This window comes from Helicobacter sp. 11S02596-1, from assembly GCF_002272825.1.
In the GTDB taxonomy this organism is placed as follows: Bacteria; Campylobacterota; Campylobacteria; order Campylobacterales; family Helicobacteraceae; genus Helicobacter_J.
On the sequence record NZ_MLAM01000002.1, the window covers coordinates 37,189 to 57,148 of the forward strand.

The 19,960-nt window shown below is 42.2% G+C and carries 15 protein-coding genes; 10 read left to right on the forward strand and 5 right to left on the reverse strand.

Annotation, left to right across the window (positions count from 1 at the left end; all coding sequences use genetic code 11):
• The first annotated feature begins 96 nt into the window (after positions 1 to 96).
• The 3 genes from BJI48_RS01575 (at position 97) to BJI48_RS01585 (ending at position 5,254) form a co-directional block, all read left to right on the forward strand.
• On the forward strand, positions 97 to 1,263 hold the full coding sequence (locus BJI48_RS01575; RefSeq protein ID WP_095331164.1) for a class I SAM-dependent methyltransferase: 1,167 nt from the start codon (positions 97 to 99) through the stop codon (positions 1,261 to 1,263).
• An 8-nt stretch (positions 1,264 to 1,271) separates the two neighbouring features.
• A complete protein-coding gene (locus BJI48_RS01580; RefSeq protein ID WP_095331166.1) occupies positions 1,272 to 2,432 on the forward strand; it encodes a hypothetical protein in 1,161 nt (386 codons plus the stop codon).
• Between the two features lie 1,529 nt (positions 2,433 to 3,961).
• On the forward strand, positions 3,962 to 5,254 hold the full coding sequence (locus tag BJI48_RS01585; RefSeq protein WP_095331168.1) for an aminotransferase class I/II-fold pyridoxal phosphate-dependent enzyme: 1,293 nt from the start codon (positions 3,962 to 3,964) through the stop codon (positions 5,252 to 5,254).
• Positions 5,255 to 5,590: 336 nt separating this feature from the next.
• Here the strand turns inward: BJI48_RS01585 and BJI48_RS01590 are convergent, their stop codons facing one another.
• From BJI48_RS01590 to BJI48_RS01600, 3 genes are all read right to left on the reverse strand, one after another.
• Entirely contained in the window at positions 5,591 to 7,330 is a 1,740-nt protein-coding gene (locus BJI48_RS01590; RefSeq protein WP_095331170.1) for a DUF262 domain-containing protein, read from the reverse strand.
• A 61-nt stretch (positions 7,331 to 7,391) separates the two neighbouring features.
• A complete protein-coding gene (locus BJI48_RS01595; RefSeq protein WP_219350119.1) occupies positions 7,392 to 7,538 on the reverse strand; it encodes a hypothetical protein in 147 nt (48 codons plus the stop codon).
• Positions 7,539 to 7,679: 141 nt separating this feature from the next.
• Positions 7,680 to 8,561, reverse strand: coding sequence for a fumarylacetoacetate hydrolase family protein (locus tag BJI48_RS01600; protein WP_095331172.1), 882 nt, complete (start codon positions 8,559 to 8,561; stop codon positions 7,680 to 7,682).
• A 77-nt stretch (positions 8,562 to 8,638) separates the two neighbouring features.
• Here BJI48_RS01600 and BJI48_RS01605 point away from each other — a divergent pair, with 77 nt between their 5' ends.
• The gene (locus BJI48_RS01605; RefSeq protein ID WP_180763013.1) at positions 8,639 to 9,568 is read left to right on the forward strand and encodes an alpha/beta fold hydrolase; all 930 of its coding nucleotides are present in this window, start codon (positions 8,639 to 8,641) and stop codon (positions 9,566 to 9,568) included.
• 32 nt (positions 9,569 to 9,600) lie between these two features.
• Here BJI48_RS01605 and flhB read toward each other — a convergent pair whose 3' ends face one another.
• Positions 9,601 to 10,668 carry a flagellar biosynthesis protein FlhB gene (gene flhB, locus BJI48_RS01610; RefSeq protein WP_095331176.1) on the reverse strand — a complete coding sequence of 356 codons (1,068 nt, stop codon included), beginning with the start codon at positions 10,666 to 10,668 and terminating at the stop codon, positions 9,601 to 9,603.
• A complete protein-coding gene (gene mobA / locus BJI48_RS01615; RefSeq protein ID WP_095331178.1) occupies positions 10,661 to 11,263 on the reverse strand; it encodes a molybdenum cofactor guanylyltransferase MobA in 603 nt (200 codons plus the stop codon). Before mobA ends, flhB begins: the two co-directional genes overlap by 8 nt.
• A 99-nt stretch (positions 11,264 to 11,362) precedes the next feature.
• Here mobA and moaA point away from each other — a divergent pair, with 99 nt between their 5' ends.
• The 6 genes from moaA to gatB all read left to right on the forward strand — a co-directional run bounded on the left by moaA (position 11,363) and on the right by gatB (position 19,902).
• Entirely contained in the window at positions 11,363 to 12,334 is a 972-nt protein-coding gene (gene moaA, locus BJI48_RS01620) for a GTP 3',8-cyclase MoaA (protein ID WP_095331180.1), read from the forward strand.
• Between the two features lie 62 nt (positions 12,335 to 12,396).
• Positions 12,397 to 13,479 (forward strand): aminofutalosine synthase MqnE, encoded by a 1,083-nt coding sequence (gene mqnE / locus BJI48_RS01625; RefSeq protein WP_095331182.1) that lies wholly within the window; start codon positions 12,397 to 12,399, stop codon positions 13,477 to 13,479.
• A gap of 231 nt (positions 13,480 to 13,710) precedes the next feature.
• A complete protein-coding gene (gene bamA / locus BJI48_RS01635) occupies positions 13,711 to 16,101 on the forward strand; it encodes an outer membrane protein assembly factor BamA (protein ID WP_257874353.1) in 2,391 nt (796 codons plus the stop codon).
• Between the two features lie 13 nt (positions 16,102 to 16,114).
• Positions 16,115 to 17,161: a dehypoxanthine futalosine cyclase gene (locus BJI48_RS01640; RefSeq protein ID WP_095331186.1), complete on the forward strand. Its 1,047-nt coding sequence runs from the start codon at positions 16,115 to 16,117 to the stop codon at positions 17,159 to 17,161.
• The gene (locus BJI48_RS01645; protein ID WP_095331188.1) at positions 17,162 to 18,478 is read left to right on the forward strand and encodes a pitrilysin family protein; all 1,317 of its coding nucleotides are present in this window, start codon (positions 17,162 to 17,164) and stop codon (positions 18,476 to 18,478) included.
• The gene (gatB, locus tag BJI48_RS01650; RefSeq protein WP_095331190.1) at positions 18,475 to 19,902 is read left to right on the forward strand and encodes an Asp-tRNA(Asn)/Glu-tRNA(Gln) amidotransferase subunit GatB; all 1,428 of its coding nucleotides are present in this window, start codon (positions 18,475 to 18,477) and stop codon (positions 19,900 to 19,902) included. The genes BJI48_RS01645 and gatB overlap by 4 nt, the downstream gene beginning before the upstream one ends.
• Positions 19,903 to 19,960: the final 58 nt, after the last annotated feature.

Genomic DNA, 19,960 nt, shown 5'->3' on the forward strand with positions numbered 1-19,960 from the left:
TGAATCCAGATAAAACAACATAATTCCAATCAAGTTTAAAATATTGTAAAACCAAAGTGATATAATCGGCATAAATTTGTCAAAAAGGTGTCAAAGATGTTGTCAAAGTTATTATTAAAAGTAGCACTCAAAAAATGGAAGATCGGGGATTATGCTGTGAAATTTTGGGATGGGGATAGTTACCAAAACGGCTCTAACCCGCCAAAATTTATTATCAAAATCAACCGACCTTTGAAGCTAAGCGATCTAAAAAAAGATATGTCCCTTACGATCGCAGAAGCCTATATGGACGGGGTTATCGATATTGAAGGCTCGATGGATGAGGTCGCAAGGGTGCTCTATCTGCACACCAATTATGCCGATCTGCATAAGCACGATAATGCCAAGCCGTTTCAAAGCAGTGCCAAAGAAAAATCCAATATCTCTAGCCACTATGATTTGGGAAATGATTTTTATTCCATTTGGCTCGATGAGACCTGGAGCTATTCGTGTGCGTATTTCAAAACACCAGAGGATTCCCTCCATACAGCCCAAATCCAAAAACTCGATCACACGCTCAAAAAACTCGATCTCAAGCCCGGTGAGAAGCTTTTAGATATTGGCTGTGGTTGGGGCTGGCTCTCTATCCGTGCCGCACAGACTTATGGCGTGGATGTGCTAGGCATTACCATCAGCGAGGAGCAGTATAAAGCCGCAAAAGCACGTGTTATTCAAGCAAAACTTGAAGACAAGGTCGAGATTCGATTATTGAATTACCAAGATTTAGATCCCAAAGAATACCAGTTTGATAAAGTCGTGAGTGTGGGGATGTTTGAACACGTTGGCAAAGCCAATATCCCGCTGTATTTCAAAAAGGTAAAAGAAGTGTTAAAGCCCGGAGGGATGTTTTTGCTCCATTCGATTATGTGCTGTTTTGAGGGTGAGACCAATGCGTGGATAGACAAATATATCTTTCCAGGCGGGTATCTGCCCTCGTTGCGGGAGGTGGTTTCGATTATGAGCGAGTCAGACTTTCATCTTTTGTTAGCAGAGAGCTTGCGGATACACTATGCCAAGACGCTTGATGAATGGTTCAAAAATTTTAACCACCATATCGATGAGATTTCTGTAAAATACGACGAGCGTTTTGTCCGTATGTGGGGGCTTTATCTCAATAGTTGCGCATCGGCTTTTCGTGTAGGGAGCGTGGATTTGTTCCAATTACTCCTCACCAATAGCGTCAATAACGACCTACCGCTAACAAAAGAATACATCTATCGCTAAGGAGTTAAATGAAAGTTTCTGCCGATTTGACCTACCCCAAGCTCGATTTTTCCAAAAAATTTTTCACAACAGAAGAGGATTCAGAATTTGCCATATTGACCGATGAGATCAAAAATCTCGATAACCCTCGCCCGCTTGGTCTCAGCGGGCATTTGCGTGTCAAAAACGAAGCCCGAACGATTGGGCTGGCGATTGAGAGTTGCATTGACGCCCTTGATGAGCTCATCATCACCGCCCAGCCCAGTATCGATGCGACCTATGAGATTTGCCAAGCAAAAGCAAAAAAATACCCCGACAAAATCAAGCTGTTTTATTATACCCCCGAAGTAGTGCCCCACCCATTTTCTCATTGCTTTGACAAAGATTCTCACCAGCAAAATGGCGATAGCTTTTCTGTGCATAATTTTGCGCATTATAGCAATTATGGGCTGGTGCGGATTTCGTATAGGTATTATGTCAAAATCGATGCGGACCAAATCTACTTCACAGAAAAGCTAAAGGCGCTTAGAGAGGCGATTTTGGGTGCTGATAAATATGTAAAGCCCAAACGTAGCCTGCTAAATAAGATCTTAGGGCGACTCCACAGGCCTTTTAGTGATTTTTTGGAAGCGGTGTTGCCTTTGGGGATTTTTGCCAAATATATGACACTCGTTGCGGGGCGGTGTGCTTACGGGCTTTGCGGGATCAATCTAGGGCAAAATTTCAAAAACAATGTAGGTGAAATTTCTATTGGGGGGGGGGCACTACAAGAGATTGAGCAAGAGGAAATTAAAAATTATTTCCTCCCGTTAAATCCCAAGCATTCCAGTGGCTTTAGTGCCTACAACGGCGGTATCGACACCGCGATTTTTATCCCCAATGCAACTACCTTTTATCATTATTTTATCAATCACGGCGTAGAGACTATCCCTTATGGCGATGTATTTTGCGTGCGTAGTCTGGGGTGCTTTTGGCTGCATTTTGGGATGGTAAAAAAAGACATCCCTTGTGAGGGCGTCAAAGATGAGGACTACATCAACCTACAAGACTACTACAAAGCCCAAAAAACCGATTTAAAAGATAAGATTAAATTCCGTGCCATCTACAAAAGTGATTACAATCATTTAATGGCGAATTTTAAATGGCATTTCCAGAGGGATAAAAAATACTTAGCGCATTTTGTGGATTGATATGTATGATTACTCGATTCGATAAATCGAATCTGAAGACCATTCCGCAGAGTGAAACCCGCTTTTGTCGTATGCTATGCTCCTATCGGAGCATAAACGCATCGCCGTGCGGAGCTTGTTCAAGACAAGCAGTTGTCTTTGGCTTAACGCTCCTCCTCTCACGCCCAAGCTACGCTTGTGCGTTGGAGATAAATTTCATAGGTTTCCACTATGCTGTTTTGGTTTGCTAATGCAAACCTGAAGACCGGCTCATCTATTTTTTACTCGATTCACGTTGTGAATCTAAAGACCATTCCAAGAGGCAAGCCTCTTTCTATTCCTAAAGTATTTTGACCCACCCGAGTTATATCCTGCTAACGCAGGAATATCAACCCGCTTTCTAAGGTTTCTATTCACAAACCAATATCAAACCCAACCTGCTTTATTCTTTATTTTTTTCTTTATGCAGGGGGCGGGGTTCTACCTGCGAAGTGTCGCGCCCCCTTGCAACCATCGGGTGGGTGGGTCAGAAACCCACTGCACGCCCCCAATGCAATGCGGGATTAAAAAGCGTAGCTGGCTTTTTTGCTAGCAATTCCAAACTGACAAGCCTTAGAAACTTATCTCGAACACACAGCCTTTGGCTGGGTGTGAGATGATTACTTTAGGAACGAAGCAAGATTTCACATCTTGCGTAGTGGTCTTCAGGTTTGTTTTTAAACAAACCGAGTAAAAAATAAATGAAAACAAATAAACCACAAAAAAGGAGAGGGAATTTCACCCCCGTTTGATCCTAAAAGTAATTTGGACACCAAATAGTTGTAATTTGATGTATAATTCTTTTAGGCTTTTGTTATGTTGCTTCATAACAAAGTCCTTTATAGTGGTTTTGTCGGTTATCGCAAGTAACCGACAAATATAATTATACCCCATACCCTTAAAAATCCTATAAAAATAAATTATTATGTTACTTTATTTTTTACTCGGTTTGTTTAAAAACAAACCTGAAGACCACTACGCAAGATGTGAAATCTTGCTTCGTTCCTAAAGTAATCATCTCACACCCAGCCAAAGGCTGTGCGTTCGAGATAAATTTCTAAGGTTTGTCATTAAGTTTTACTCGATTCGCTTAGCGAATCTGAAGACCGCTCCGCAAGGCAAAGCCTCGTTTCGCTCCTAAAGGATAGGGTTATGGTCGCACTACGTTTGCCTCATCAACTTGGGGCGGGCGGGTAAAATTTCTAAGGTTTGAAATCCCATCTGCCAGCAAACCAAAGCCCACCACGCCTTTTAATCCTGTGTTGCACCGGGTCGGGTCAGGGTTTGGCGGAGTTTTTAACCCGCCTATTGTTTATCTCACGCCCGCCCATCGATAAATCTCGAGCCAAACATCAAATCATAAATTTTCAAACACGATATGTGTTTGTTTATTATCGTAACATATACATTATTTTTTATCCGATTTATTATAAAACACATATTGTATTTACAAAATATTTGATAAAGTTCTCCCCGATGACTCATCAAAAATAAATTTCAAAGGATAAAAAATGCCTAACCAACCCTACCAACCACTACACCAAGAAACATTAGCGATCCACGCAGGCTACCAGCGGGATTCCCAGCAAACAATGAGCGTGCCGATTTACCAAACCACAGCGTATGCGTTTGAGAACTCACAGCAAGCAGGCAATCGCTTTGCCCTCCAAGAACTCGGTAATATCTACTCACGCCTCACCAATCCGACCAACGATGTGCTCGAAAATCGCCTCGCCGCTTTGGAGGGAGGGGCGAGCGGTGTCGTAACGGCGAGCGGGAGTGCGGCGATTTTTTATGCTATCGTAAATCTCGCAGGCACAGGCGATAATATCATCGTGGCAGACAAAATCTATGGGGGTTCAAGCAACCTCTTTCTTCACACGCTCAAAAACTTCGGTATAGAAGCGAGGGTTTTTGCAATCGATGAACCAAAAACGCTCGAAGCTTTGATCGATTCTAAAACCAAGGCGGTGTTTTTTGAGAGCTTGAGCAATCCCCAAATCGCCATCGCCCCGATCGAAGAAATCACGCAAATCGCCAAAAAACACGGCATTATCACGATTTGCGATAACACCGTGGCAACGCCAATCCTCTGTAATCCCATCAAATGGGGTGCGGACGTGGTTGTCCATAGCCTCAGCAAATACGCTAGCGGGCAGGGAAGCACCATATCGGGGGCTATCATCGATCGAGAGGGGCTGAATGATTTGATAAAAAACAATCCCCGATACCCCCAATTCAACACGCCCGATCCAAGCTATCACGGGCTTGTTTATGCTGATGTTAGCTTGCCGATCTTTAATCTCAGGATTCGCACCGCCTTGTTGCGTGATATTGGCGCAGCGCTTAGCCCGTTTAATGCCTGGCTGGTCTTGCAAGGGCTCGAAACGCTCAAAATCCGTATCCAAGAACACAGCCAAAACGCCCAAAAAATCGCAGAATTTCTTGTTAGCCACCCCAAAGTCGCCTCGGTGAATTATCCCGGCTTAGCGTGCAATCGCTACCATAATCTGGCTAAAAAATATTTCAAAGATGGCTCCTGTAGCGGGCTAATCAGCTTTGAAATCACAGGCGATTTGGAAAATGCCAAAAAAATCTGTGATAGCACCAAAATTTTTAGCATTGTTGTCAATATCGGGGATACCAAATCGCTCATCGTCCATCCTGCCAGCACCACGCATTCCCAGCTAAGCGAGGCACAACTCCAAGAAGCCGGTATCTTGGCTAATACGATCCGCTTGAGTGTGGGCTTGGAAAATGTCGAGGATTTGATTGCGGATTTGTCTGTTGCACTGGGTAGCTAAAGCCCTAGTGCGGGCATTTAGCGTGAGACAGGGTGCTTTACAAGCAAGCCCAGCACCCACTCTACCTAGTATAATTTTTAAAAACCCAATGATTTTTCATATAAAAAATTAAATTTCGAAATTTTTGACCAGATTTCAGGCAACCAAAGATTTTTTATCACAAAATTTTACCCGGTCCAAGCGTTAGTTTGAATGTATTTGCTTGAGGTTTGACTTCTCCATCTGCCCGGTTTTAGTGGTTTTCCCACACCTACTTGGAATTTTACATTCCTCACTGCTCACACAAACCACATTCATTTACAGACGAATCGATTCCGCTCGCCAGCTTTCCAACGGCTAGTCAATATCCCATATCTCAAAAAACTCGTTTATCAAATTCTCACTCCGCTCTTCTATGGTATATTTGTCCCACTTTTCTTTATTCAATAATTCCCTAGTAATCAGCAAATCAGCACATTTTTCAATGTTATTTTTTGCACTTTTGTCGCCATGAAGTTTAACCTCCCAAGCAACATCTTTGATCGTGCTATTTAGTGCACCCTTAAGTAAAGTCATATTTCCGATTTGATAGATTAAAGATTCTGCAAGTTCATCATTTACCCCTACTTCTACCCAATGTTTCTTCCAATTTTGAGGCATTAAATGTTCCAACGAATATATATAAGACAGCTCAATAGTGTCTTGTTTGGATTTATTTTTGAATCTCCTATAAAGCTCTATCCAGAATAGAATAAGGCTTGCTTGCTTATTGGAGAGATAAGAATATTTAGATATCAAGCAATCTTTTATCTCGTTTACTTTTGGTAATTCTTCTTTAAGAGCATCCTTTAAAGATGCATAATAATTACCTCCAAGATCATTTTGCGTTAAGGCACCAAAAATCTTATTGTAAGGCTTTGTTGGCTTATTTGAAATCCAGCGATGAATAATAAAAACCTCTAAAATATAAAAGCATTTTTCTAGCTCTTCTTTGTTATCCAAAAGATCTGTTTTTAGTTTTAGAATTAGTGGAATTATTGTGTTTGTGTCTGTGATTTTCAATATATGAAACAATCTTGTTTCGAAGTTTTCAAAATTTAGAGGAGTGCTTTGATCAATTTTTGGAAAATTAAAATACACAATAGCATATTTTTTAATATCTCCCAAAAAGCTCTCTAATGCGTCTTTATTGAAATCTTTTATCTTTTCTTTATATCTAGAACTTAAATGTTCTAAAGAAACTTCAGAATCAAAAAATTTATAAATAATGGCAAAAGCGTGCAAAAATATTTCACTTCTTGTCCTTTTTAGACGACCTGTTGCAAGTTCTTCATCCCAAAAATCTCTCTTTTGATTATCTATTTCAAAAATCTCTTCCCAATATTTTTCATAGAGCCATTCTCCCCATTTTGAATCAAGCTTTATAGCTTTATCAAAAATAGCATTTTTGATAATATCAGTTGCTGTGAGTTTTAGCCCAGAAGTGTTAATGGAGTCAAAGATTTTTTGCTCATCTTCATTGTTTTCTAAATTTATAAGAACCCAAAGCTTGGAGTCCAATATATAGCTAAAAAATTCTTTAAAATTAGCTACCTCATTGATTCGTTCTGAAAAATAACAATAGCATTGAATTAGTTTCTTATTTTTTAATTCCTTTTTGAGCTTTTCATCTCTATCTAAAAAAGTTTTACAATTTTCTGCCCTCAAAATTTTGCTAAAATCATCCCTATCGAGCCTTGAATGTTTGATTTTTGGATTTTTTTCTTTTGTTGGTGTTTGATATATAGTTTTTGCGTTATCTGACCTATCATCACTATCAAGCTTATCAAATAATGACTTGACTAAAATAGAAAATGTTGTAAGTCTTTGCTGTCCATCGATTAGGCTTCGCACGCTCCCTCTACCGGCATCTGTGGATACTTGTTTTAATATAATAGATCCTAAAAAATGTGTTTTTTGATTATTAAAACTTTCTAGCAAATCATCAAAAAGCTGCTCCCATTGCTCCTTTTTCCAAACATAGGCTCTTTGGAAAAATGGAATCTCTATGAAGCCTTCTTGCTCTATAAATCGAAAATTACTTTCATTGGATTTCATATCATTTGCCTTTGTCTTTTTTATTTTTAACAGGAAAATTTTAGCTGAAAATTACTTTTTATCAATATTTCATAAACTTGAATTTATCTAATATCTCTTGGATATTAGGCGAAAATCCATCGAGGTAGGCAATGAAGTCAGCTTCTAGCATTTGTTGCTTGGTCCTATCGGTATTTGCCTCGCACATACACATCACGGAGGCAATCATCAGCAATCCCCCATATGAAATTTACGATTTGATTATAGGTTTGGGTATCCATTTTTTTGATTCCTCAATTTTATTTTTGCGAAATTATACTTGACAAGCAAGCGGTTGTGATAATAAATTTCAATAATCAAAAAACTTTATCTACGAAATAGTATTTCTCAAACTCCCGATCCCCTCGATACGACATTCCACCTCATCGCCACTTTTGAGAAATTTGGGTGGCTCAAACCCCATCCCCACGCCCGATGGCGTCCCCATCGAGAGGATACTGCCAGCTTTAAGCACCATCCCCGCGCTTAGCTCTTCGATCACATAAGCGATGTCAAAAATCATCAAATCCGTAGAACTTTTTTGACGCAGTTCGCCATTGACATAGCTTGAGATCTCTAGTGTGGGCGGGCAGGGAAATTCATCTTTTGTAACTATCCACGGGCCCATCGGCAAAGACCCCTCCAAACTCTTGCCAACATACCATTGTTTGTGCTTGAGCTGGATATCTCTTGCGCTAATGTCATTGATGATGGTATAGCCAAAAACATAATCAAACGCATCGCATTTTTTCACGCCGTAGGCATCTTTGGCGATAATCACACCCAGCTCGACTTCATAATCGAGCTTTTGGGTCAAATGGCTATGCGAGGGGATCACACCGCCATCAGGAGTGGCTGTATTCACCCGTTTGCCAAAATACACCGCTTCATCTCGCTTGCCATCAAAGGCTTCTTTTTTGAATTTCGCTGATTCTTTGGCGTGATCAAGATAATTCACCCCTAGACAAATCACCTCTTGTGCGGGGTGTGGGATGGGGGCAAGTTTTTTAATATCGCACAAATCAAAGCTTTTTTTGGGTGCGCTTATGAGTTCTTCTAACCTCTGCTTGAGGGGTTTGTCCCAGTATTTTATCAAATCTTGCATACTCGTTATGCCCGCTATCTCTACAGGGATGACTTTTTGGGCGGTAGTATCTAAAATCCCGACTTCACTCGGGGCATTTGGAGTTTGTTGGAATGTCAAAATTTTCATCGCAAATCCTTTGCTATAATACGTTTTCTTCTCAACTTAAGTGTAGCAAATCAAATGCAAAAAATATGGATAAAAAAATGAAAATCATCAAAAATCTCAAATTCAAAACCGATTTTGGACACATCGCTTATGATAAATACCTGCCCTGCGCCCCCAACGGCGTTGCTATCCAAATCGCCCACGGGATGGTCGAACACAAAGGCAGGTATGAATGGCTAGCCAAAAGTTTGGCACAAGCTGGCTATAGCGTCTTTATCAACGACCACCGGGGACACGGCGAAAGCGTGCGGGGCAAGATTGTCCTAGGAGAAATGGGTGAAAATGGCTTTGAAAAAGCTGTGGAAGATATGTTTGCTTTAAATGCGATCATTGCCGAAGAGTTTCCTGCTTACAAAGTCGTGTTATTGGGGCATAGTATGGGATCGCTTTTAGCGAGGAGGTTTCTGCAACTTGGTGGAGACAAAATCGATGCACTCATCCTATCAGGGACGCCCTCGCCCAACCGCCTTTTGGGATTTGGCGTGGTGCTTTTTAGGATTTTAGACAAACTGGGCGTGCATATGAGTCCCAAAACTGGCGATTTGCTTTCTTTTAATGCGAAGTTTAAATCCCTCCGCAAAGATAAGGGCGATCCTTTGAAAAATTATTGGTCGTGTAGCGATGAAGAGGCTGTCAAAGCGTATTTAGAAGATCCGAAATGCCAGTTTCGCTTCACGCCCAATAGCTTTGCAAATCTTTTTAGCGGGATGAAAAAGGTATTTTCTCCCTACCCGCACAAGCCCGCTAATCCCGACTTGCCCGTGCTATTTATGAGCGGGGCAGAAGATATTTGCGGGGAATTTGGCAAGGGGGTGCAAAAGGCTTATAGGCATTTGAAATCGCAAGGCTATGAGAATGTGAGGCTTGAGATCTTTGATGGCGCACGCCACGAAATTTTTAACGAACCCAAAAAGGGCGAATACCTCGGGCTTGCTCTAAAATGGCTGGAAGAAAATAGGCTAGCTTAGCGGGGATTGGCAGGCTTTGATGGGGGGGGTGCTTACAAAAACTTTTTACCCCGTTCTTGCTGGATTTTTGCCACTTGGGCAAATACGATCGCCACAGCTTCAAAAAGCACTCTTGGGATAGGCTCATCAATATCGACTTCTTTATAAAGCTCTCTGGCAAGCTTGGGATTTTCTACGATTTCAATATCGTGTTCCCTCGCAATCCCTTTGATACGGATAGCAAGATGATCGATACCTTTGGCAACCACGACAGGTGCGGGGTCATTGTCTCCAAAACGCAGGGCAATCGCATAATGCGTGGGGTTGGTAACGACAACATTGGCACTCGGGATTGCGCTCATCATTTTACTCATCGAATTTTTCAACATCATTTGGCGGATTTTTGCACGGACTTCGGGGTTTCCCTCTTGTTGCTTATACTCATCTTTTACTTCTTGTTTGCTCATTCTGAGGGATTTGGTATATTGGCGTTTTTTGATGATAAAATCTGCCATCGCCATCAAAAAAAACAAAAATAACAACGCCCCAATCAAAATCGATGCTTTATTGCGAAACCAAACCATTTGGTCAAATACATTAAAAAGCGCGATATGCTCTAGCTCGCCCAAAAAGCTAGCAAATATCAAAAATCCCACGCCAAAAGCCACAAAAACTTTCAAAGTAATCATTGCCCCATCAAGGAGTTTTTTGAGCGAAAAGAGGTTTTTCATCCCGGTGATAGGGTTGATTTTGCTAAGTTTTGGCTGGACGGCTTTGGTGCTTAGCAAAAATCCAAATTGGGCGATATTGCCGATAAGCCCGGCAATCACAAGCACCAAAAAAATAGGCAAAATCATCACAAAACTATCACGTAGCAATGCCAAAAAGATATTAAAAATATTTTCAGGCGTAAAATCCAAACGCATCCACCCGAGTGCTTGTGTGTAAATCTCTTCAAAACGGCGCAACCAAAAAGGAAAAATAACAAAAATACTTACCAATCCAATCAAAAGCCCCACAAAGCCGACAATTTCAGGACTTTTGGCGACATTGCCCTCTTCTCGGGCTTTCTGGATTTTGTGCGTCGATGGGGCTTCGGTTTTTTCTTGTTCTTCAGCCATTATCTCTCCTCAAATACGCCAATGCCTCTTGATAGTCTTCTGGGGTGTTGAGATTGCAAAATTCTTTTTCATCTTCAAATTCCACGCACAAAAAATGCGACGCCCTCACCACTGAGCCGACTTGATAATGGGCATTTTTGATGGCTTCTTTGATATTGCCTCCCATACGCTTGTCCCACACGCCCATCAAATAATGTGCCCGGGCGCTATTCTCCGGACAAACGACATCATAATCCCCGCTCAAAGCACACAACGCCCTAATCGTGCTTTCCTTGAGGAATGGTGTATCGACACTGAGGAAAAAGATTTTAGGCACATCTAAGGCACAAAAGGCATTTTCTATGCCAACCAGCGGGGAAAATAGCTCGCTTGTTTCAACCAAAAAATCCGCCTCCAGATCAAAATTAGCCCCTGCCTTACAAGAGATAAAAACCCGCTCAAAAATCTGGCACATTTTTTTGTATTGGTAGCTTAAAAGACTTTCTTTAAGCAGTTTTTCCCCTGTCATATCGCCAAAAATCAGATTCGCCTTGTTTCTCCCCATTCTGCTACTTTTCCCCCCAGCAAGCAAGACACACGGCAATGTTAATTTCACTTTATTCCTTAAAAAATCAGATTTAAAAGTTTATTGTATGATTGCGACGTTTAAAATCTCATATGATGCGTTATATATTTTTTTATATTTAGGGGGAATATGCTACAAGACACTTTTGGTAGGACGATTGATTACATCCGTGTATCGGTTACTAAGCAATGCAATTTCCGATGCCAATATTGTATGCCTGAAACACCAATGGATTTTTTTGAAGATGAAAATTATATCCCTTTGGAAAATGTTTTGGCATTCCTAAAAGTCGCCATTGATGAAGGTATCAAAAAAATCCGTATCACTGGGGGCGAACCCCTGCTTAGAAAGGACCTCTGTGCGTTCATCGCTTCTATCCATCAATACGCCCCAGAAGTCCAAATCGCCCTTACGACCAATGCCTTTTTGCTCAAAAAATACGCCGCCTCGCTCAAGGACTCTGGGCTGGGGCGTATCAATATTTCTTTGGATTCTCTCCAAGCCCATCGGGTGCTAAAAATCTCCAAAAAGGACGCTTTGGGTGCGATCTTAGAGGGCATAGAGGAGGCACAAAATGTCGGCTTAAAAATCAAGCTCAATATGGTCCCGCTCAAAGGTATCAATGATGATGAAATCATCGCTATGCTTGAATTTGCCAAAAGCAAGGGCATTTTGCTCCGCTATATCGAATATATGGAAAACACCCACGCCAAAGCACAACTCAAAGGGCTTCAAGAAGCCGATATTTTGAATGTTATTGCCCAAAAATATACTTTCACGCTCGTAGAAAAAGAAAATTTTGGACCTGCCAAACTCTATCAAACCCAAGACGGCTATGCCTTTGGTATCATCGCCCCGCATAATGATGATTTTTGCAAAAGTTGCAACCGCATACGCCTGACTGCTGAGGGGATGATTTGCCCGTGTTTGTATTATCAAAACGCTATCGATTCCAAAAAAGCAATGCTAAAGGGCGACCCCAAAGAAATGAAAAAAGTCCTGCACGAATCCGTTACCAACAAGCCCGAAAAAAATCAATGGAATCAAGAAGTTATGCCAGAAGAAATTTCTGCACGGGCGTTTTATGTTACCGGTGGATAATTTTTGCTTAAATATTTGTGATACAATCCCAAAAACCTACAAAAATATCATAAGGAATCAGAATGGATCTCTTAGACAAAGCCATCACAGGGGAAAATCTAAGTGCGCACGAACTTTCAAAACTCTATGAATACGACATTTTCACACTAGGCAAAGCCGCAGATACCATCCGAAAGAAAAAATACACCAACAAGGTTTTTTTCAATATGAACCGCCATATCAATCCAAGCAATATCTGTGCGGATGTGTGTAAGTTTTGTGCGTTTTCTGCGAGCAGAAAAAACCCCAATCCCTACGAAATGACTATCGATGAAATCCTCGCCCAAACCATCAGCTCCTATCAACGGGGCGCAAAAGAAGTCCATATCGTCAGTGCCCACAACCCCAACTACAGCTATGAGTGGTATATCGAGCTTTTTAGCACCATCAAAAAAAATGTCCCTGATATCCATCTCAAAGCAATGACAGCTGCGGAGGTGGATTATCTGGATAGAAAATTTGGCATTGGTTATCAAAAGGTGCTAGAAGATATGGCAAAAGCCGGCGTGGATTCTATGCCGGGCGGGGGTGCGGAGATTTTTGATGAAAAAATCAGGAAACATATCTGTAATGGCAAAGTCAGCTCACAAAAATGGATACAAATCCATCAATATTGGCATTCATTGGGGAAAATGAGTAATTGCACAATGCTTTTTGGGCATATCGAAAACCGCGAACACCGCATCGACCATATGCTAAGAATCAAAAACGCCCAGCAAGACCCCCAGATCGTCGAAGCCAAAAATGGCGGGTTCAACGCATTTATCCCCTTGCTCTACCAAAAACAAAACAATTACCTCAAAGTAGAGGATTTCCCCAGCGGGCAAGAGATACTAAAAACCATCAGTATTGCCCGAATCATCTTGCAAAATGTCCCGCATATCAAAGCCTACTGGGCGACATTAAGTATGAATCTCGCCCTTGTCGCACAAGAATTTGGTGCCGATGATATGGATGGGACGATCGAAGCAGAAGCGATCCAATCAGCAGGTGGTGCGAAAAGCAAATCGGGGATGGGCAAAGATGATATGGTCTATCAGATCAAAAATGCGGGATTTCGTGCGATCGAAAGAGATAGTCTTTATAATGAACTCCAAGAATGGTAAAAATGGTAAAGGTGAAAATGGCGAAATAATGAGAATGGTAAAAAATAAAAATCTTGGTTATATCCATAGCACCCGACCCATTGTGAATATAAAAATTTTCAAACCCTTTTGCACCCCAATATTTAACAAAATATTTTGTTTTAAGACAAATCGAAGTATAATCGGGTAGCCAAGTATTTAATCAATACAATTTATCAATATAAAATTTCTAGGGGCATCAAGAAGTTGCATATCAAAAAACTCATTATTTTTTTCCTATTTTTGGGGTGTTCTATCCTTTATGCAGAAAAAATTGTCGCTATCAAATACGATGGGTTGCAATATATGTCCCCAATGCTAGCTGGCGAAGTCGCTGATATCCAGCCTGATGACCCCCTAGACCCCGCCAAAATAGACAAAGCCGTTCTAGCCCTCTATAATCAAGGGTATTTCAAAGATGTGTATGCGACTTTTGATAATGGCGTCCTGACATTTCACTTTGTCGAAAAACCCCGTGTAGCCAGCATTGAGATCAAGGGCTATGGGACCGAGCAAGAAAAAGAAACGCTTTATACCCAAATGGGGATCAAAAAAGGCGATACATTTGATGAGCAAAAAATCGAAAAAGCCAAAGATATCCTCAAAACGATTTTGGAATACCAAGGCTATTATGGCACGGTCATAGAGACTGATATTACCCCGGTGAGTTCTGATGGGGCGTATGCCATCACGCTTAATGTCAATCGTGGGGATAATATCATCATCAAAAAAGCCACTTACGCTGGCAGAGAAAAACTCAAAATAAAAGACATCGAATCGTTAAGTGCCAACAAACAACGGGATTTTATGGGCTGGATGTGGGGGCTTAATGATGGCAAACTCCACCTTAACGAACTTGAATACGATAGCCTAAGAATCCAAGATGTCTATATGCGCCACGGCTTTTTGGATGCCAATATTTCTTCACCATTTTTGGATGCAAACTTTTCTACCTACACCGCAAGCCTTTATTACAAAATCATCGAGGGGACGCAATACAAGGTCTCAGGTGTCGAGATCGACATTGATAATGAAGTCGTCCCGATCGAAAAACTCCAAAAAGCCATCAAAGTCAAAAAAAATGAAATTTTTAACATCGAAAACCTGCGTGCAGACACCCAAATCCTCAAACAACAAATCGCTGACAAAGGCTATGCGTTTGCCGTTGTCAAACCCGACCTTGACAAAAACGAAGCTGATGGCAATGTCAAGGTCATCTACCATATCCAAGTAGGCGACAAGGTCCATATCAACGATGTGATTATCTCGGGCAACACCCGCACGAGCGATCGGATTATCCGCCGTGAAATCCTGCTCGCACCCGGCGATGAATACAGCCTTAGCAAAGTTGCAAACTCTGAAAATGCCCTCCGCAGGCTAGGGTTTTTTGACAATGTCAAAATCGAAGAAAGGCGGGTGAGTGCCGATTCGATGGATTTGCTTGTAAGCGTTACTGAGGGCAGAACAGGACAACTCCAATTTGGGCTTGGGTATGGGAGCTATGGGGGTTTGATGCTTAATGGCTCAGTGAGCGAAAGAAATCTATTTGGCACAGGGCAAAGCGGGAGTATCTATGCGAATATCTCCACAGGAACGGGGCAAACTTATAATGGTATCCGCAATAGTGGGCAACAATTTTCAGGCAATATCTCACTAAGCAATCCCCGTATTTTTGATAGTCGCTACAGCACATCGGCTAATCTCTATGCCAATTATTATGTCAATTACCAATATGTCGAGCAATCCGGGGGCTTTGGCTTCACAGCCGGCAGGCTTTTGACCAATACCTTGCGGGTGAGTCTGGGTTATGATATTAATCTCACCAAGACATTTAATTTTTCCTCCCCACTTTATGAAAGGTATTATGCACCCAATACCCAGATTGTAGGCACAGAGGGCGGAATCCCGGTAACTGGGATTTGGGATAAAGACTACCATATCCCCATCGCCAGCTCGATCACCCCAAGTATTAGCTTTGACAATACTGATGATTACTATTTCCCCAAAAACGGCATTATCGCTTCGGCTTATGCCCAATTCAACGGCTTAGGCGGGAATGTCAGGAATGCCAAGCTTTATGCGAAATTTGCCGCTTACTACCACCTAAAAAGCCTCATCGGGCTTGATTTGATTGCCCGATACAAAGCCCAAGGGGGCTATATCTTCCGCTACAATCCCCAAGACTTTTTGGCTATCAATAGCACCTTTTATATGGGCGGGGTTACCACGATTCGCGGTTTTCAGAGTGGTTCGGTTTCTCCAAGAGATCAGTTTGGACTTTGGGTAGGGGGCGATGGGCTTTTTACCAACTCTGTTGAGCTAAGCTATGGGCTTTTAGAAGCAGCAAAAATGCGATTATCGGCTTATTTTGATTATGGATTTTTGACTTACAAGGGACAAAGCCAACGGGTGGCGGATTTCAAAAACTATGGCGTGCCTAATCACGGCATTGAACGGCTTGAATGGCGAGCGGCTACGGGCGTGGCACTGGAGTGGGTTTCTCCCATTGGTCCGATTGTGCTAGTATTCCCTATCAAGGTCTTCAACAAACAGCCCGGCGACTATACATCAAACTTTGAATTTACGATGGGCACGAGGTTTTAAATAGGATTGAGAAATGAAACGCATAAGCAATGATGAAATACTTGATTTGATGAAAAATGCTTCCCTCAAAGAGCTTGGCGAAATGGCGAACCAAAAAAAACAAGAACTCCATCCCGACAAAATCACGACGTTTGTCGTTGATCGGAATATCAACTACACCAATATTTGCTGGGTGGATTGTAAATTTTGTGCGTTCAAACGGCGTTTGAATGAAGAGGGTATTTATATTTTGAGCTTTGAAGAAATCGATCAAAAAATCGATGAACTCATCGCCATCGGTGGCACGCAAATCCTCTTTCAAGGGGGTGTGCATCCCAAGCTCAAAATCGATTATTACGAAGATTTGGTTAGCCATATCTATCAAAAATACCCGCAAGTTACCATACACGGGTTTTCTGCTATTGAGATCAACTACATCGCTAAGCTTTCAAAACTCACTATCCCCGAGGTGCTTACCCGTCTCAAAAATGCCGGGCTTAGCTCGATTCCAGGCGCGGGAGCGGAGATTTTAAGCGATCGGGTGCGAGATATTATCGCACCTAAGAAGCTCGATTCTGATGAATGGATAGAAGTCCATAGAGAAGCCCACAAGCTCGACATCAAAAGCACCGCAACGATGATGTTTGGGAGCGTGGATAATGATGAGGACGTCGTAGAGCATTGGCAACGTGTGCGTGATCTCCAAGATGAGACCGGGGGATTTCGTGCGTTTATCTTATGGAGCTTCCAACCCGATAACACCCCCCTGCAAAAAGAAATCCCTACCATCAAAAAAGCCTCTAGCAATCGGTATTTGAGGCTTTTGGCTTGTAGCCGTTTGTATCTGGATAATGTCAAAAATATCCAAAGTTCTTGGGTAACACAAGGCTCGCACATCGGGCAGTTAGCATTGCTCTTTGGGGCAAATGATCTCGGTAGCACGATGATGGAAGAAAATGTCGTTTCCGCCGCTGGGGCGAGCCATTCGATGAATGAAGATGAGATGATAAAGCTCATCAAAGACATCGGGGAATACCCTGCAAAGAGAAACACCGCTTATGAAATCCTCAAAAGGTATTGAATGAAATATTTAATCACACTATTAATGCTATGCTTAGGAGTCCATATGAGTGCAAATTCAGTAAAAGATCCGATTTTGTTTTATCAAATCAATGGCGTGAAAATCCCTGTCATCTATGAAGAATCCTCTCTCTTGCCTATCGGTTCGATACAGCTGGTATTCATCGGTGGGGGGAGCGTGAATGATGGGGAGAAATTTGGGCTTTCTCGCCTGGGGGCAAGCATCCTCAATGAAGGCACAAAAGAGCTTGGGGCGACGAAATTTTCTGAAAAGCTCGAGCAAAAAGCCATTGGTCTAAGTGCGAGTTCAGGACTAGAAACGCTTAATATTACGCTTGATTATCTCAAAGACAAACAAAAGGACGCCATTAGCCTGTTGGGCGATTTGCTAAGCTCACCCAATCTCACCGAAAACGCCCTAAAAAATATCCAAACCAAAACCATATCTAATCTCTTAAACAAAGAAACCGACTTTGATTATATTGCTAGCACGACACTTTCAAGTCTATTATTCAAAAACACCCCATTAGCACACCCAGCACTAGGGACGATCCAAAGTGTCAAAAATATAGAGCTAAAAGACATCAAAACCTATCTCAAAGAAAATCTTTCCCTCTCTAGGCTCATTATCGTTATGGGCGGGGACATCGACACAGACAAAACCCTTGCGACCCTTAAGCCCATATTATCCAAGCTACCCACAGGGCAAAAAGCAAAAACCCATCATTATAATGCCAATGCTAAACCGCAAGAAAAAATCATCCTCAAAGATACCCAGCAAGCCTATATTTATTTTGGTGCGCCATTTGCCATCAATAGCCTCAAAGATGAAGCTTACAAAGCCAAGGTGATGGGTTTTATACTCGGATCAAGCGGTTTTGGATCACGTTTGATGGAAGAAATCCGAGAAAAAAGAGGGCTGGCATATTCTGCCTATATGCGTATCGTAACCGCTAACATCGCCAGCTACGCAACAGGCTATCTCCAAACCCAGCTCAAAAACCAAAACGAAAGTATCAAATTGGTCAAAAAAGTCGTGGCAGATTTTATCGACAAGGGCGTTACGCAAGCCGAGCTTGATAATGCTAAAAAATTTCTACTAGGCTCTGAGCCACTCCGCAATGAGACCCTTTCGGCACGCTTGGGGGCTAAATTTTATAATTTTTATTTGGGCTTGCCATTGGATTTTGACAAAATCGAACTTGAGCAAATCAAAAATCTCACCCTCAAAGAATTCAACGGCTATGTCAAATCCCACCCTGAAATCAAAAATTTGAGCTTTAGTATCGTAACCAAAAAGGAGGAGAAAGGTAAATGAGTGGTTTTGAGACCATTATCGGGCTAGAGGTGCACGTCCAGCTAAACACGCAAACAAAAATCTTTTGCTCCTGCCCGACTAGTTTTGGAGAATCCCCCAACACCAATGTATGCCCGACGTGTCTGGGTTTGCCCGGAGCGCTCCCGGTGCTAAATCGAGAAGTCCTCAAAAAAGCCATCCAATTTGGCACAGCCATCAATGCTACCATCAATCAAAATTCTATCTTTGCAAGAAAAAACTATTTTTATCCTGACTTGCCCAAAGCCTATCAAATCTCGCAGTTTGAAATCCCTATCGTCGGCAAAGGCACGCTTGATATAGAGGTTGGCGGGCAGACAAAAACCATCGGGATCACGCGTGCGCATATGGAAGAAGACGCGGGGAAAAATATCCACGAAGATGACTATTCCAAAGTCGATCTCAATCGTGCCTGCACCCCGCTACTTGAAATCGTTTCTGAACCCGATATGCGAAGCAGTGATGAAGCCATCGCTTACCTCAAAAAACTCCATTCAATCGTGCGATTTATCGGCATTTCTGATGCGAATATGCAAGAGGGTAGTTTCCGATGTGATGCGAATGTCTCGATTAGACCAAAAGGCGATAGTGCGCTTTATACACGGGTAGAAATCAAAAACCTCAATAGTTTTCGATTTATCCAAAAAGCCATCGAATACGAGGTGGAGCGCCAGATCCAAGCGTGGGAAGACAACAAATACGCCCAAGAGGTCGTTCAAGAAACAAGGCTCTTTGACACACAAAGGGGTATCACCCGCTCAATGCGAGGCAAAGAAGAAGCGGCAGATTATCGGTATTTCCCCGATCCTGACCTCTTGCCTGTGGTTATTGATAGTGCGCTTTTAGAAGAGGGGCGACAGATTGCTGAACTCCCTGATGAGAAACGCCAGCGCTATATTGAAGAGCTTGGTATCAAAGCAAGCGATGCGGTTGTGCTGACAAGTGATTTGGAGATGGCGACTTATTTTGAGGCGATGATTGCTGGGGGTGCGAGTCCGAAACTCAGCGTTACCTGGCTAAGCGTGGAACTCCTTGGCAGGCTCAAAGCAGAAGCAAGCCTGCAAAATTGCGGTATCAGCCCGCAGACATTAAGCACGCTAGTGCAACGCATACAAGAAGATAAGATTAGCGGGAAAGGTGCTAAAGAAATCTTGGATATTTTGATCGAGCAAAAAGGGGGCGATGTTGATTTACTCATAGCTTCTTTGGGGCTTATGCAGGTCAATGATGATGGGGCGATTTTGCAAGCTATCGAGGAGGTTTTGGAAGCCAATGCAGATAAGGTGAGTGAATACAAAAATGGAAAAGACAAGCTGTTTGGTTTCTTTGTCGGGCAGGTGATGAAAAATACCAAAGGCGCAAATCCCGCCCGAGTCAATGAACTCCTCAAAGAAAAATTAGGCTAAAGCTTAAAAAACATTATTTATAGATCCAACTTAGCCTTGCATTTGGTTTGCACCCTTT